This window comes from Haloferax sp. Atlit-12N (genome assembly GCF_003383095.1).
Taxonomy (GTDB): Archaea; Halobacteriota; Halobacteria; order Halobacteriales; family Haloferacaceae; genus Haloferax.
The window spans coordinates 1,183,749-1,197,147 of record NZ_PSYW01000002.1 but is presented as its reverse complement, the minus strand read 5'-3'; the positions used below and the strand labels follow the sequence as shown (position 1 = coordinate 1,197,147).

Below are 13,399 nucleotides of genomic sequence, written 5' to 3'. Positions count from 1 at the left end.
GTGGCCGACTACCGCGAGGTGGCGACGCGACTCCTCGCCGAGAACATGAACGCCGCCCCCGGAGAGACGCTCCTCGTCGTGACCGACACCGACACGAACCACATCGGGCGGGCGCTGTTCGAGGCTGGGGTCGAACTCAGCTTGGAGTCCGGCCTGTTCGAGATTCCGCCGATGGAGCGAAACGGGATGGAGCCGCCCGAGTCGGTCGCCCGCGCCATGGCATCGGCCGACATCGTGGTCTGTCCGACCAGCGCGTCGTTGACGCACACGCGAGCGCGGGAGGCCGCGACCGAGGCCGGCGCTCGCGTCGCCACGATGCCCGGCATCACGGACCAGATGTTCAGCGAGGGCGCGATTACGGCCGACTACGAGGAGGTCGAGCGCCTGACGGCGGCGCTCACGGAGAAACTCACCGCGGCCGACGAGGCCCGCATCGAGGTCGGCGACGCGTCGGCGACGATGTCGCTTTCGGGCCGCGACGGCATCCCGAGCGACGGCATCATCGCCGAACCCGGCGACTCAGGCAACCTCCCGTCCGGCGAGAGCTACATCGCGCCGGTCGAGGGGACGGCCACCGGCACGCTCGTCTTCGACGGCGGCCTCGCGGGAGTCGGCGTCCTCGACGAGCCGCTGACGGTCGAACTCGACGAGGGGCGCATCGCGTCTGTCGAGGGCGCGGCCGCCGACGAGTTCCTCGACGCGACGAGCGGCGACGACTGCGCCCGGCGAGTGTGCGAACTCGGCCTCGGGACGAACCCGGCGGCGAGCATCATCGGGACGGTCCTCGAAGACGAGAAGGTGTACGGCACCTGCCACGTCGCTTTCGGCGACAACCTCGGTTTCGGCGGAACCATCGACTGCGACTCGCACCTCGACGGTGTCATCCTCGAGCCGACGGTCTCGCTCGACGGCGAAGTCGTCGTCGACGACGGCGAGGTGCTCGTGTGAGCGACCGGACACCCGCAGCCGGTGGCCGCGAGGGCACGGACCACACGGGCCATGCTGACCGCACGGACCGACCCGCGCTCGACGCGGTGGCCGCCGAAGTCCCCGACCTCGCCCCGTGGCTGGCGCGTCGCGCGACGGTCCGCCAGTTCGACACCGACGCCGAGATTCCCGACGAGGAGGTCCGCGCGATGGTCGACGCCGGACGGAAGGCCCCGACCAGCGGGACGACTCAGATGTACAGCTTCGTCTGGATACGCGACCCCGACCGCCGCGAGCGGATTCACGAGCTGTGTAGCCGCGGTACCGTGCAGGTCGAGGAGGCGAGCCACTTCCTCCTCGTCTGCATCGACGTCCGCCGGATTCGACTGCTGTTGGAGCACCGCGACCGCGAGTTCCGGACGACGCCCGCGATGGGGCTGTTGGAGGGGTCGATAGACGCCTCGCTGGCCGCGATGGGCGTGATGCTGGCCGCCGAGAGTCGCAGCTACGGCGTCTGTCCCATCGGCAATATCCTGAACAACCTCACCGGGGTCGCCGCCGCGGCCGACCTTCCCGCGGGCGTCCTGCCGATTTTCGGGCTCTGTCTCGGCGTTCCGCGTCACGGCGAGGCGACAGAAAACGCCCCCCGAGTTCCACTCGACACGGTGCTCCACGAGGGCGGCTACCGCGACGCCACCGAGGCGCAACTCGACGCCTGCTACGACGCGATGAACGAGATGTACGGCGACAGCGTCTACGGCGACGACCGCCGCGAGTGGCAGGAGACGCTCGAACGCTACTGGGGACCGAACGGCTTCATGAACCGCCGCGAGGGCGAACTGCTCGACGCGCTCCGTCAGCAGGGGTTCTTCGAGGCCCGTGGCATCGACGAACCGGAAGATGCGGACACCGAGCCGGACGCCGACCGAAACGCCGGGGGTTGCGTCTGATGGTCGAACTCGGCGTCCTCCGCGTGCTCACGCTCGACGACGCCGAGGAGGTCGCACTTCACGGGCGGCTCATCGAGCGGCACTACCCGCACGTCTCGACGCTGTCGCGGTGCATCCCCGACCACCCCGACGGGATTCCGAACGCGGCCACCGAGACCGACGCCCTCCCGTACATCGAGGCGCTCGGCCGCGAGATGGCGACCGAGGTCGACGCGCTCTGCGTCAGTTGCGCGCTCGACCCCGGCGTGGAACTGCTCGGCGAGGCGCTCGACATCCCGGTCGTCGGCGCGGGCGCGAGCGTGGCCGCCGTCGCGTCCGCCCGCGTCGAGCGCGTCGGGACGCTCGGCCTCGAAAACGGGGCCGGGTCGAGCATCCGACACCTGCTCGGCGACCGACTCGCGGCCGAGGAAGTCGTCGAGGGCGCGGCGACGACGAACTTCCTCACGACCGACGACGGGCGAGCGGCGATTCGCGCTGCGGTCGACCGCCTCGTCGACGCCGGCTGTGACGTCGTCGCGCCGAGCTGTACCGGTATCTCCTCGTCGGGCGCGATACCCGACGTGCGGGCCGACGTTCCGATACCCATCGTCGACCCTGTCGTGGCGATGGGCGCGGTGGCGACGACCGCGGTCTCGCCGCCGCGTCCACTACGGCAGTAGGTTGCCGGACCACCCCGATGGCATTCCGCGCCGCTCGCGCCGCGCTCGGGGTCACACGCGCGGGCGACTTTTCGTGTACCCGACTGTGCGGGGACCAGCATCCTCAATCAGTCACCATAACGACACTAATCGATAGGTAACTCTACCGACAACCCACAACCGGTCAAAAAGACAATAGGATAGGGGAAACACATACTCGTAAAGAGCCCTCCACTGAGAATTATTCATAAAGTAAAAAGATTGCTTTGGCTATAGCCAAGACTTAATTCAAAATCAGTCAATTTTATCACCCAAAAGCGGTAACCGTTGGCGTATGAATGGCTCCGACCATGACTGGTGGCCGAACCAGTTGAAGCTCGAAATCCTCGACCAGAACGCACAACAGACCGACCCGATGGGCGAGGAGTTCGACTATACTGAGGAGTTCCAGAAGCTCGACTACGAGCAGGTGAAAGCCGACCTCGAAGAGCTGATGACCGACTCGCAGGACTGGTGGCCGGCGGACTACGGCCACTACGGTCCCCTCTTTATTCGAATGGCGTGGCACAGCGCCGGGACGTACCGCGCGCACGACGGCCGCGGCGGCGCCTCCGGCGGGCACCAGCGCCTCCCTCCGATCAGCAGTTGGCCGGACAACGTGAACCTCGACAAGGCGCGCCGACTCCTCTGGCCCGTCAAGAAGAAGTACGGGAACCAGCTCTCGTGGGGCGACCTCATCGTCCTCGCCGGCAACGTGGCCCTCGAATCGATGGGCTTCGAGACGTTCGGCTTCGCGGGCGGCCGCGCCGACGACTACGTCGGCGACAAGGCACCCAGTTGGGGCCCCGAAGAAGAGTGGGAGACGACTTCCCCCGACCGCTTCGACGAGGAAGGTAATCTCAAGGAACCGCTCGGGAACACCGTCATGGGCCTCATCTACGTCAATCCCGAGGGCCCCAACGGCGAACCCGACCTCGAAGGCTCCGCGAAAAACATCCGCCAGACGTTCAGCGGTATGGCGATGAACGACAAGGAGACCGTCGCGCTCATCGCCGGCGGCCACACCTTCGGGAAGGTCCACGGCGCGGACTCCGGCGACAACCTCGAAGCCGAGCCCGAGGCGGCTCCCGTCGAGGAACAGGGTCTCGGCTGGAAGAACAACCACGGCTCCGGAAAGGGCCCAGACACCATCACCAGCGGTATCGAGGGTCCGTGGACCAGCGCGCCGACCCAGTGGGACATGGGCTACGTCGCCAACCTGCTCGACTACGAGTGGGAGGCCCACAAGGGCCCCGGCGGCGCGTGGCAGTGGCGGCCGGCCGACGAGTCGCCCGCGGACAAGATTCCGGACGCGGCTCCGGACGCGCACCTCCCCGACCAGTTCGTCGACCCGATGATGCTCACCACCGACATCGCGCTGAAGAAGGACCCCGGCTTCCGCGCGGTACTCGAGGAGTTCCGAGAGGACCCCGCGGAGTTCCAGGAGTCGTTCGCCAAGGCGTGGTACAAGCTCCTCCACCGCGATATGGGCCCGCCGTCCCGGCTCCACGGCCCCGAGGTCCCGGACGAAGCGATGCTGTGGCAGGACCCCATCCCGGACGCCGACTACGACCTCATCGACGACGAAGATGTCGAGGAACTCAAAGCGGAGCTTCTCGACTCGGGCCTCTCTGTCTCCCAGCTCGTCAAGACGGCGTGGGCCTCGGCGTCCACGTACCGCGACAGCGACAAGCGCGGCGGCGCAAACGGCGCTCGCATCCGCCTCGAACCCCAGCGTAGCTGGGAAGTCAACGAGCCCGACCAGCTCGACGACGTGCTCGGCACCCTCGAAGGGATTCAGGAGTCGTTCAACGGCGCGCAGTCCGACGATACCCGCGTCTCGCTCGCGGACCTCATCGTGCTGGGCGGCGCTGCGGCCATCGAACAGGCCGCGGCCGACGCCGGCTACGACATCGAGGTTCCGTTCGAGCCCGGTCGGACCGACGCGTCGCAGGAACAGACCGACGTCGAGTCGTTCGAGATGCTCAAGCCGGACGCCGACGGCTTCCGGAACTACGTCGCGGACGGCGTCGACGAGCGTCCCGAGGACCTGCTCGTCGACAAGGCGGACCTGCTCGACCTCTCCGCGCACGAGATGACTGTCCTCGTCGGCGGTATGCGCGCGCTGGGCGCGAACTACCAGGACTCCGACCTCGGCGTCCTCACCGACGAGCCCGAGACGCTCACGAACGACTTCTTCGAGAACCTGCTCGACATGGATTACGAGTGGGAGCCGGTCTCGGACGACCAGTACCTGTACGAAGTGCGCGACCGCGAGACGGGCGACGTCGAGTGGGAGGCCACTCGCTTCGACCTCATCTTCGGCTCGAACTCCCGCCTGCGCGCCATCGCGGAAGTGTACGGCGGCGACGACGGCGAAGAAGAGTTCGTCGAGGACTTCGTCGAGACGTGGCACAAGATCATGAGCCACGACCGCTTCGACCTCGAATAACCGCGCCGCCCGCCGCGTTCGGTCGCGGTTGAGGCGCGCGAAGTCGGTCCCCGACGCGGCGTCTGCGGTCGCGCTCGCCGCCGCGGGCTGACTTTTTCGCTCGCGTTCTCTTACTCGCTCTCCGAGCGACTGCCATAGTGCGTTCTCGGAGCGGTTTCGACTCGGCTCGACTCGGACTAGATTGACCGAACGTCACCCGGCTTGACCCGGTTCAGTCGTCGGACGGAACCTCGCAGTCGAACGTTTCGAGCTCCTCTTGCAGGCCGCCGGTCTGTCCCCTGAGCTCGTCGAGTTGCTCTCGAATCTCCGAAATCGTCGCCACTCTGGACTCGGCTTGGCTCGCCAGCGCGTCGCTCTGTTCCGCGATGTCCCGCGAGTGGTCGGCGATACCGATAATCGCGTCGACCACTTCTTCGGTCGTCCGTGCACCGTCGTCGGTCGCGGTGGCGACCTCGTTGACCGACATATCGACGCTCTCGACGATTTCCGAGACCGCCGCGAACGCTTCGGCGGCGTCGGTCGTCGTCGATTCTCCCGTTTCGAGTTGCGCCTTCGTCTGTTCCATCTCGGCCTGCACGCGCGCCACGTCCTCGACCGTCTCGGTTATCGTTTGCTCGATGGCCGCCGAGTGGTTCTGCGTCTCGTCGGCGAGGGACTTCACCTCGTTCGCGAGGACGGCCACGATGACGAAAAAGTGGAAGTGCGCTTCGATGTAGCCGCCCGAGAAGTAGACGAGCAGGGCGGAACACGTCAGCAACCCGATTGACGCGAACCCGCTTCGCATTCGGCGCGGCAGCCACGGGAGCCACGCGAACAGCGCCAACCCCACGACTGCGCCGACGCCGAGCAAGACGTGTTCGGCGGGCGCGGCGGTGAGCGTTGCACCCGTGACGTACGGGTCTGACCCGGTGAAGTTCCCGAGGAGGTACAAAAGCGGCGCGTGCGTCACGAGGAAGACGAGGATGTTTCGGTGACGCGCCTGCCACGACTCGTTCGGAATCGAGTCCCCTTGCGGGACGTATCGTACTGCGTCTCGAACCCCCTGTCGCCACCGCCCCACACCGCCGCGACGGTTCTGCCTGTCCGCTGTCGACGTTCCCATACTCCTTTCCTTCGACTTCGGGGTGAAATGAATTGCCGCTCATTCATCAAGGATGATTCTCGTAACGGCGGATTTGAACTCAAAAACCCAAATATTGTGGTACTTTGTGGGATTTCGACATTTGTTTGTTTGATTATAGACGGGTTCTCGTGTGGCCGACGGGACCGGTCGTTGAATGGTTATCGGCGGCGGGGTTGGCGTGTAGTTAGGACCTGACCGAAGGTGAGTGAATTCGCCACGAGATGAGTACTATCGTTCACACGAAACAACACAAACAGACCCGACGGGCTTTCGTGCGGTGGGCGAACGCGTTCTATATTTCATGGTTTGGGTGGATGTAACATTCACTTTCAACGTGATCAGTAGATCGTATTTTGGATTCAGTTCGTTCGAAATCTGAATGTCGGTATCTGACCTCTCGGCTAGAACGACTCGTTGTCAAATTTCATCGCTAGTGGTAGGCAATGAAGACTCGCACAGTAACACTTGTTCATCTGCTTAAATAGGCGATTTACAAACGCCAGTCTTGACGACCGCCATTCGAAATTTTATGGGTCGCTCTGTACATGCTGCGGTGTGTTCTCAATCTTGTTCAATCGGTATATGAATAGTTATACATCCTCTCGCCCTGTATAACGAAAAAATGCGGACGAAGAAGCTCCCGAAGGAGGCACCGGGGACGTACGTTGAGTATCACCCACGTCCGTATTACTCGCCAGACCCGCTTCCTCCGGAGCCGAAAATTGAGATTCCCGTCGAGACACACGACCTCGTCGCCGACGCAGCCTATCAGATTGGCCGTGTCGATGGCATTAGCTCGACAGTCGATTTTGCGGCCGTCCTCTACACGACACTCATCCGAATCGAGGCAGTCGAGTCGGCTCGTATCGAGGGTGCAGAAGTCGACTATCAGGACGTCGCCGCGTTCCACACGAAGCACGAAGGTAACGCCGATGCCGAACCGCAAAGCAAGGACTTGCGTGAAGCTCTGAACTACGAAGACGCGCTCCTGTACGGTATCGAGCACATCGAACGTGGTGAGGAAATCACGCTTGAACTGATTACGCGTCTCCACGAGATGCTCCTCGACGGCGTCCGTAACGAAGGCGACGTCGTCGGGGAGTTCCGCGACCACATGGTCCGGCTCAACAGTCCGAATCCAGCTAAAGATCCGTTCGTTCCTCCCTCGGCGTCGTCTCTCGGTCCTCTCATGTCGTCACTCGTCGAGTACGTCGAGGCAGACGGCGAGTACCACCCACTTGTCGATGCCGCGATCATCCACTACTTCTTCGAGACGGTTCACCCGTTTTCGGACGGGAACGGTCGTCTCGGCCGACTCATCATCATCCTCTATCTGGTCGACCAGGGCTACATCGAGAGCCCGTACATCTACCCGAGTGCCTACTTCAACCGGCACAAGGTCGAGTACGTCGAGAAGATGCGCGCCGTGAGCGAGCAGGGCGAATGGGTCGAGTGGATCGACTTCTTCCTCGAAGCGCTCCGGTCGCAGGCCGAAGAGTCGTACGACCGCACGTGGGCGCTCAAAGAACTCCAGACGAAGTACGAAACAGAATACTCGGGAAGCACGTCGACGGACAGGTTTGCCCGCAAATTACTTGCAGTTCCGTACTTCACGGCGAACGACATCGTGCGAGAACTGGACGTGTCACGTGGGACGGCGTACAATGTCGTCGAGAACCTCGAAGACGCCGGCCTCATCGAAGAAGCGACCGGGGCCGACTGGGGCCAAGAGTACAAAGCGGTTGAAGTGTTCAACGTGTTCGAGTAGGTCGCTTCGGCGCGAAGGTTTAAGTTATAAACCGGGACCATCCCGGTTTATGCACCGTCGAACGTTCCTCACCTCGCTCACACTCGCATCGACCGCTGGTTGTACGACGAAGACTGACTCGTCCGCTGCATCGTCTAGGACGGAAGCGACACCAACACCTGAGACGAGTGGACCAGTACAACGTTCGGTCGGAGAGTCGTACTCACGGTCCAATGGTGCCACCATTGTGGTTGCATCCGCTCGGTTCAGCGGCGCAGCGCGGCTGGACGATGGAACCACAATCAGCCCAGAGCCGGGTAACGCTTTGATCTTAGCTGACGTCCGGTCAGCGAATACAGGTGAGTCGGTCGTCGACCTCCCTTCACGTGACTCTCTGGCACTTATCACCGGTGGGAGCCAGTACCAACCTCTCAAACCGAAGGGAAAACCGGGCGGGGAACCGACGCTCTCGTTCCCGCTCGGTGGGGCACTTTACGAAACAGTCGAAGACGCCCATCCTAACGTCACCGCGTTGGGCTGGGTTTTCTTCGAGGTCCCGGCTGACTCGACGGATTTCCGTATTTCCCTCTCCGATTCACAGTCGTCGACTTTGGAAGCGTATTGGGACGGAACGGTCGACCCGAGCTCGCTTCCAGATGTGGAAATCACGTCTCTCGATGTCCCCGAAGAACACGTTAACGGTGACCCAATAGAGTTCTCGGTGTCGGTGACGAACACCGGTGGGAGTGCTGGATTGTTCAACCAGCGGTTCTCTGTCGTACGGAGCACCGAGCCGAATGCACCGGGCGGCGTACTCGATACCACAGTTGAGCCTGGTGAGACGGTGACAATCGAAAGAACGGTCCCAGCAAAAGGGGTTCAAGACGTAACGATTGCAGTGCCTCCGGCGTTCGAGAAAACGACTCACGTCGTTCCCACGAAGGCACAGTTTGGAAGCTCTCACGAGCTACCGAATGGTGTCCAACTCCGGGTGAGCAAACCGACAGTCAGTGATACGGTCTGGGTCGACGAAAACGGAGGTGGCTTCGAAAACCACTCTATCGACAGGCGTTCGTTCGCTGTCTTCGAGATAACTGCGTGGAACCCGACGGATTCGATTATCTCAGAACCTGACAAGGACTGGTTCGAAGTCGAAGCGAACGGATTTGTCGATTCAAATTCGAACCGTGGGTTCGCACGTGGACTGCGTGAACCGGTCGAGATGCCATACTTCCGTGGCTCGCGTGAGCTTGCCCCCGGAGAAACGACGAATGGTGTCCTCTACTTCGACGTTCCGAAGAACACGAGTGTTGACGAGATCGCTTGTCGAGTGAAATGGCCTGTGACGGAACGTGCGAACAAGGTCTGTGAATGGAAGATGAGTGAATAACCCGGGCGTACAGGCCTGTTCGTCTTCGAAGAGTTGTGTAGAGTATCTCGATACGGTCTGGTTCGATAGGTACCCTTTCTTCTCGGCGAACGAAATCTACGGCAGTTCGTTCGTCCAACTGTCGAGGAACCTTCTGGGGCCTCTATGCACTGAATATGCGGTTTTAGAAAATGACGGACCCGACGGGAATGCGTCGCGGCCTGTGACGAATCTGTTTTAATTTGTGCGCTGTCTGGCGATTTTGCTCATCTTTTCCTCAAATCACTCGGACGTCGCCACCGTCGTCCATGATGTCGCTTCGACGAAGCACGAGAATCGATTCGCCGTACCCCTGCTGTACGACTGCGCCCTCTATCGCTGCCGCTGCAATCTTATCGTCGGTGAGAACGACGACCCGTGAATGGCCACTTCGGAGAAACTCGATTGCCAACCCGGCGAATACGGTATCTGCTTTCTCGACTTCGTGTTCGTTCTTGCCGGATTTTCGGGCAACCTCTCTTCGAACGTAGTCCATCGCTGCGACTGCATCGGAATCGGTTGGCGATGGTGGGTTGATTTTGGTCGCCCATCCTTCCTCGATGGCTGTTTCTACCCGGTCAGCGACGTGCATCGTGCTCAGTTCTTCGGCAACACGTTGGGGAACTTGCAAGGTTATCTGATGCCGTGCAGCAAACTTCCGAAGTTTCTGGAACTTCGAATTCTCCGGGCCCCCCACGGCGACGAAGAGGTTCGTATCCGCGAGGACGAAGTCGTCCGAGTGAAGGTCACTACTCCCCATCGAACTCCAGTTCGTCAGGGTCAGGCGAGATGAGTTGTTCGAAGTACGGGTCGTACTCTCGGCCAGCCTCCAAGACGGGCCGAACTGCATAGATGATGGCCATCCCTTCGACTGGCTTGGCGTCCATCTCTTCGGCCGCCATCCGTTGGGTGAGGTTCCCAGCGTAGTACTCTGCTGCCGCACGAACCGCTCTCACGAGTCGTCCAACGCCGTACCGATTGTGGAAGTATTCGGCATCGTCGTCGAATTCCGTGAGTGCGACTGCGTGGAGTAGCGTCGGGGTAATTGCGACTTCGCGGCCGTCGACGAACGCGAACGGTTCCGCGGTGAGTTGGTGGGGGCGCGTGCTCTCGTCGCGGTCGAGGACGCCGAGTCGTTCGAGTCGTTCGACGTCGTCGTAGGCCGTTGCACGAGCGAGGTCCAGTTCCTCGATGAGGCCTTGAATCGTTGCTGGCCCGTAGTAGCAGAGGTAGACGTACTCGCGGGCGAGGCGTGGGTTCTGCAGCAACGTCGTGGCTGCCAGCAACCCATCGAAATCGTCGAACGGTTGTGGAGGTGCGTCTTCGATTGGCGGTGCGTCGCCACGGTCAGTGAGGGTGGGCATACGTGAAATACGAAATCTATGTATTTTAGATTTATGCTGGTAGTACTAGTCCTCCGGAGTGTGAGTCCGTCACGCTACGTGACGAAATCGGTTGGCGGGAGAATATACGAATTCGACGGTTAGAGAACTCACTCTTTGGTTCTGAAGCGTTCCAGAAGTGTACGGACCCGACGGGCTTTCGTGCGAGGGACGAACGGGGTCTAGATTTCAAGTGGAAGAGAGGCTGTGGGGCACATTTTCAGCGTGCCCAGTCGACCATATTTTTGGATTCATTTCGTTCGCCAGACGAACGTTGTCCTTTGCCAGATTCATATTTCCAACCTAGTGGATATATGTTCTACCACCTCGTAGAATCGAGTATGCCCGAGGAAAACCAGAACGACCCTAACGCTTCGATGACCCGGGGTGAGCGCATCCGTGCCGCCGCACGGACGCTTCGAACGCCTCGAACGGCGTCGTGGGTTGCGAACGAGACAGAAGTCTCCGTCAAGACGGCCCAGAAGTATCTCGACCAACTCGTCGAGGACAACGTCCTCCGCAAAATCGAGCAAGGCGACCAGACGCTCTACTGTGTCGACCAGCTTATGGCGACCTACCGGGAGGTTGCGGCACTCCAGCGAGAACACAGCCGTGAGGAGTTGACGAGTGCCCTCGACTCGATGCGGAGCAAGATTACTGACTGGAAGCAGTCGTACAATGTCGAGACGCCTGGTGAACTTCGAGCGAGCATAGCCGACTTGGACGACACCGACGAAGTCGAAGCGCGGCGAGAGGTTGCTAGCGAATGGGAGCACCTCGCTGACCGTCTCCCAGTCGTTCGAGCGGCGCTCAACGAGTACGACTGGGCGACCAAACGAGACTCTATCTCCGCGTGACCAAATGGGGTTATCAGGAACTATCGACAGCTCAGTCTACGAGGGGCTGAAGGACGTTTTGCAGAGACACCCTGCCGTCACGTCGGTGTCCTACGAACCGGACAGCATCGTCAAGAAGTACATCCAAGCAGCGATTGACCCTAATCGAGTCGTGCCGACGACTGGGCCAGAGTCGCCGACGCTCGCCGTCAAGTGGCGGTTCGTCGGAGACGAGTCGCAGTTTCGGATACATTACGCCGACCCGAATACAGGGTTCAACTGTGGCTGGCATCGTGACGACGACCATCCCGAACTCGGGGCGGTTCACTTCCAGTATTATCTGCCCGACGAAGGAGAGACCAATCACGAGGCGGTGCAGTTCGAGAAGCAGATTCCGACGGAGGTTCTGTGGACGGTTCTGGATAGATTGTTTCAGGAGCGACTTCCGGAACTTGCGATGGAATAGCCATGGCTTGAAACCGGAGAAATATTCGTTCGCTCCTCAGATAGGCGATCCTATTTGGTACAGTCTAGCAATTAGAAGAAAGACAAGTTCGATAAGAATCTGTCATTGACTGCAACAGTGTTTTGATCAGAAAGCTAACCGACGATTAGCGTGCACCCATTACAACGTCATGTGTGGATGCTTCCCCTTCCCGATAGAGATTCTTGGTTGTCTACCAAGGATGAATAATTATACATGGTCCTTACATCTAACTGTATCCAACAAGATGGCAAGATTCCTCGTTGCGGACTCCTCTCTCATACAACAGGGACATCGGAGTTTCCTGATTGGGGTCGCATTGAAGATTCGGAACGGCAGTGAGTTCGACGAGCATTATTTTGATGTCGTTGAGGACCTTTTTGAGAAATACGACGTCGAAATACGGAATGCAGTACTTGACTCTAGCACTATCGTTTCTCGGGTCCCTAGTTTCCACGTTAGAGAAGCACGGCAAGACCTGATTGAAGGAATTGTAAATAACCCCGCGATCGAAAAGATTCACGTAGCGATTGGTTGGTATCTTGACGGTGTTGAGATCGGCGGGCGGTCAATTGGGGCCCGAAATTTTGTTGAGAACAAACTCTCGCAGTACTTCCCCGTTGTCACTGCATGGAACTCCCATCGAGAATCACTGGATTGGGACGACACCCCTACTGAACTCTGGCTTGATAATGTACAGGGCCGAATTACGAAGGCCTGGAAGTATTTAGGAAAAGAATTTGAAGATCTGAATCTGGTCCCTCACGGAGATACGACATATCCCTCTATTTCTTCGGCAGATATCATTGCAAACTATTTGGGTAGCACGCTGTCAAAAGATAAGGATTTCAGCGAACTTTCAAACCAAGCTCACAGAATTCTTTCGAGGCTCCGTGACGGAACTGAAGGAATAACCAGTAGCGACATTAATCACGAAATGAGCGAAGAAGACCACATAGTTCCAGAGTACGACTACGCGATTCGACCAGAACTCCATTACCCCCATCCAGTGTTCTTTATCCATGACGAGCACTTTTCGAACTCTGACCAGCCGGTCCTCAAGGAGACTGAGTTCCACGGTATGTTGCGCAGACACGCACAGGAGAAAGGTGGTTGTGTAGTAGGCTTGGAGCCACACCGTCTCCCTGCAATTGTACGTAATGATGATAAGATAGTCCCCACTTACGGTTCAAATACTGATGTGGCGAAAACGTTACAGAAACTGAATCCTACTACGGACCTTGAAATCATTGAGGCTGAATCCTTCATTAATGAGTTCATGGACAGTGATGCGTCTAGATAGTGTAGAAATGCGGTAGGCGTGGGAGCGACCCATTGCCTGCCGCGGGAAAGGGTGAAGTTGGAAGCGCCCCAGTGGGGCACCATCCACAACGGAATAATATAGGGACGTAT

At 59.9% G+C, this 13,399-nt stretch carries 12 protein-coding genes; 9 read left to right on the top strand and 3 right to left on the bottom strand.

From position 1 onward, the window contains the following. The 4 genes from C5B90_RS14235 (at position 1) to katG (ending at position 5,006) form a co-directional block, all read left to right on the top strand. Positions 1–948 carry an aminopeptidase gene (locus C5B90_RS14235; RefSeq protein ID WP_115882393.1) on the top strand — a complete coding sequence of 316 codons (948 nt, stop codon included), beginning with the start codon at positions 1–3 and terminating at the stop codon, positions 946–948. Beyond that, the gene (locus C5B90_RS14230; RefSeq protein WP_115882391.1) at positions 945–1,877 is read left to right on the top strand and encodes a nitroreductase family protein; all 933 of its coding nucleotides are present in this window, start codon (positions 945–947) and stop codon (positions 1,875–1,877) included. Before C5B90_RS14235 ends, C5B90_RS14230 begins: the two co-directional genes overlap by 4 nt. Further along, a complete protein-coding gene (locus C5B90_RS14225) occupies positions 1,877–2,536 on the top strand; it encodes an aspartate/glutamate racemase family protein (RefSeq protein WP_115882390.1) in 660 nt (219 codons plus the stop codon). Before C5B90_RS14230 ends, C5B90_RS14225 begins: the two co-directional genes overlap by 1 nt. Positions 2,537–2,849: 313 nt before the next feature. Next, a complete protein-coding gene (gene katG / locus C5B90_RS14220; protein WP_115882388.1) occupies positions 2,850–5,006 on the top strand; it encodes a catalase/peroxidase HPI in 2,157 nt (718 codons plus the stop codon). Between the two features lie 211 nt (positions 5,007–5,217). On the opposite strand, the gene C5B90_RS14215 is transcribed toward katG, so the two are convergent. Continuing rightward, entirely contained in the window at positions 5,218–6,108 is an 891-nt protein-coding gene (locus tag C5B90_RS14215) for a methyl-accepting chemotaxis protein (protein WP_233512011.1), read from the bottom strand. Positions 6,109–6,751: 643 nt separating this feature from the next. Here C5B90_RS14215 and C5B90_RS14210 point away from each other — a divergent pair. Both C5B90_RS14210 and C5B90_RS14205 read left to right on the top strand, forming a co-directional pair. Next, entirely contained in the window at positions 6,752–7,897 is a 1,146-nt protein-coding gene (locus C5B90_RS14210) for a Fic family protein (protein WP_115882386.1), read from the top strand. Positions 7,898–8,123: 226 nt separating this feature from the next. Continuing rightward, the gene (locus tag C5B90_RS14205) at positions 8,124–9,266 is read left to right on the top strand and encodes a hypothetical protein (protein WP_233512010.1); all 1,143 of its coding nucleotides are present in this window, start codon (positions 8,124–8,126) and stop codon (positions 9,264–9,266) included. A gap of 256 nt (positions 9,267–9,522) precedes the next feature. On the opposite strand, the gene C5B90_RS14200 is transcribed toward C5B90_RS14205, so the two are convergent. Next, entirely contained in the window at positions 9,523–10,044 is a 522-nt protein-coding gene (locus C5B90_RS14200; protein WP_115882382.1) for a hypothetical protein, read from the bottom strand. After that, entirely contained in the window at positions 10,034–10,648 is a 615-nt protein-coding gene (locus tag C5B90_RS14195; RefSeq protein ID WP_115882380.1) for a helix-turn-helix domain-containing protein, read from the bottom strand. Before C5B90_RS14195 ends, C5B90_RS14200 begins: the two co-directional genes overlap by 11 nt. Before the next feature lie 359 nt (positions 10,649–11,007). Between C5B90_RS14195 and C5B90_RS20890 the strand changes: the two genes are divergently transcribed. The 3 genes from C5B90_RS20890 (at position 11,008) to C5B90_RS20400 (ending at position 13,289) form a co-directional block, all read left to right on the top strand. Next, on the top strand, positions 11,008–11,523 hold the full coding sequence (locus C5B90_RS20890) for a hypothetical protein (protein ID WP_199517499.1): 516 nt from the start codon (positions 11,008–11,010) through the stop codon (positions 11,521–11,523). A gap of 85 nt (positions 11,524–11,608) precedes the next feature. Further along, positions 11,609–11,968, top strand: coding sequence for a hypothetical protein (locus tag C5B90_RS14185; RefSeq protein ID WP_233512009.1), 360 nt, complete (start codon positions 11,609–11,611; stop codon positions 11,966–11,968). A gap of 265 nt (positions 11,969–12,233) precedes the next feature. Continuing rightward, on the top strand, positions 12,234–13,289 hold the full coding sequence (locus C5B90_RS20400) for a hypothetical protein (protein ID WP_148708235.1): 1,056 nt from the start codon (positions 12,234–12,236) through the stop codon (positions 13,287–13,289). Positions 13,290–13,399: the final 110 nt, after the last annotated feature.

What these genes read in the sequence shown, in the direction of transcription:
- C5B90_RS14200 (WP_115882382.1), bottom strand. Translation starts at nt 10,044, where the DNA reads ATGGGGAGTAGTGACCTTCACTCGGACGACTTCGTCCTCGCGGATACG.
- C5B90_RS14195 (WP_115882380.1), bottom strand. Translation starts at nt 10,648, where the DNA reads ATGCCCACCCTCACTGACCGTGGCGACGCACCGCCAATCGAAGACGCA.
- C5B90_RS14215 (WP_233512011.1), bottom strand. Translation starts at nt 6,108, where the DNA reads ATGGGAACGTCGACAGCGGACAGGCAGAACCGTCGCGGCGGTGTGGGG.
- C5B90_RS20890 (WP_199517499.1), top strand. Translation starts at nt 11,008, where the DNA reads ATGCCCGAGGAAAACCAGAACGACCCTAACGCTTCGATGACCCGGGGT.
- C5B90_RS14225 (WP_115882390.1), top strand. Translation starts at nt 1,877, where the DNA reads ATGGTCGAACTCGGCGTCCTCCGCGTGCTCACGCTCGACGACGCCGAG.
- katG (WP_115882388.1), top strand. Translation starts at nt 2,850, where the DNA reads ATGAATGGCTCCGACCATGACTGGTGGCCGAACCAGTTGAAGCTCGAA.
- C5B90_RS14210 (WP_115882386.1), top strand. Translation starts at nt 6,752, where the DNA reads ATGCGGACGAAGAAGCTCCCGAAGGAGGCACCGGGGACGTACGTTGAG.
- C5B90_RS20400 (WP_148708235.1), top strand. Translation starts at nt 12,234, where the DNA reads ATGGCAAGATTCCTCGTTGCGGACTCCTCTCTCATACAACAGGGACAT.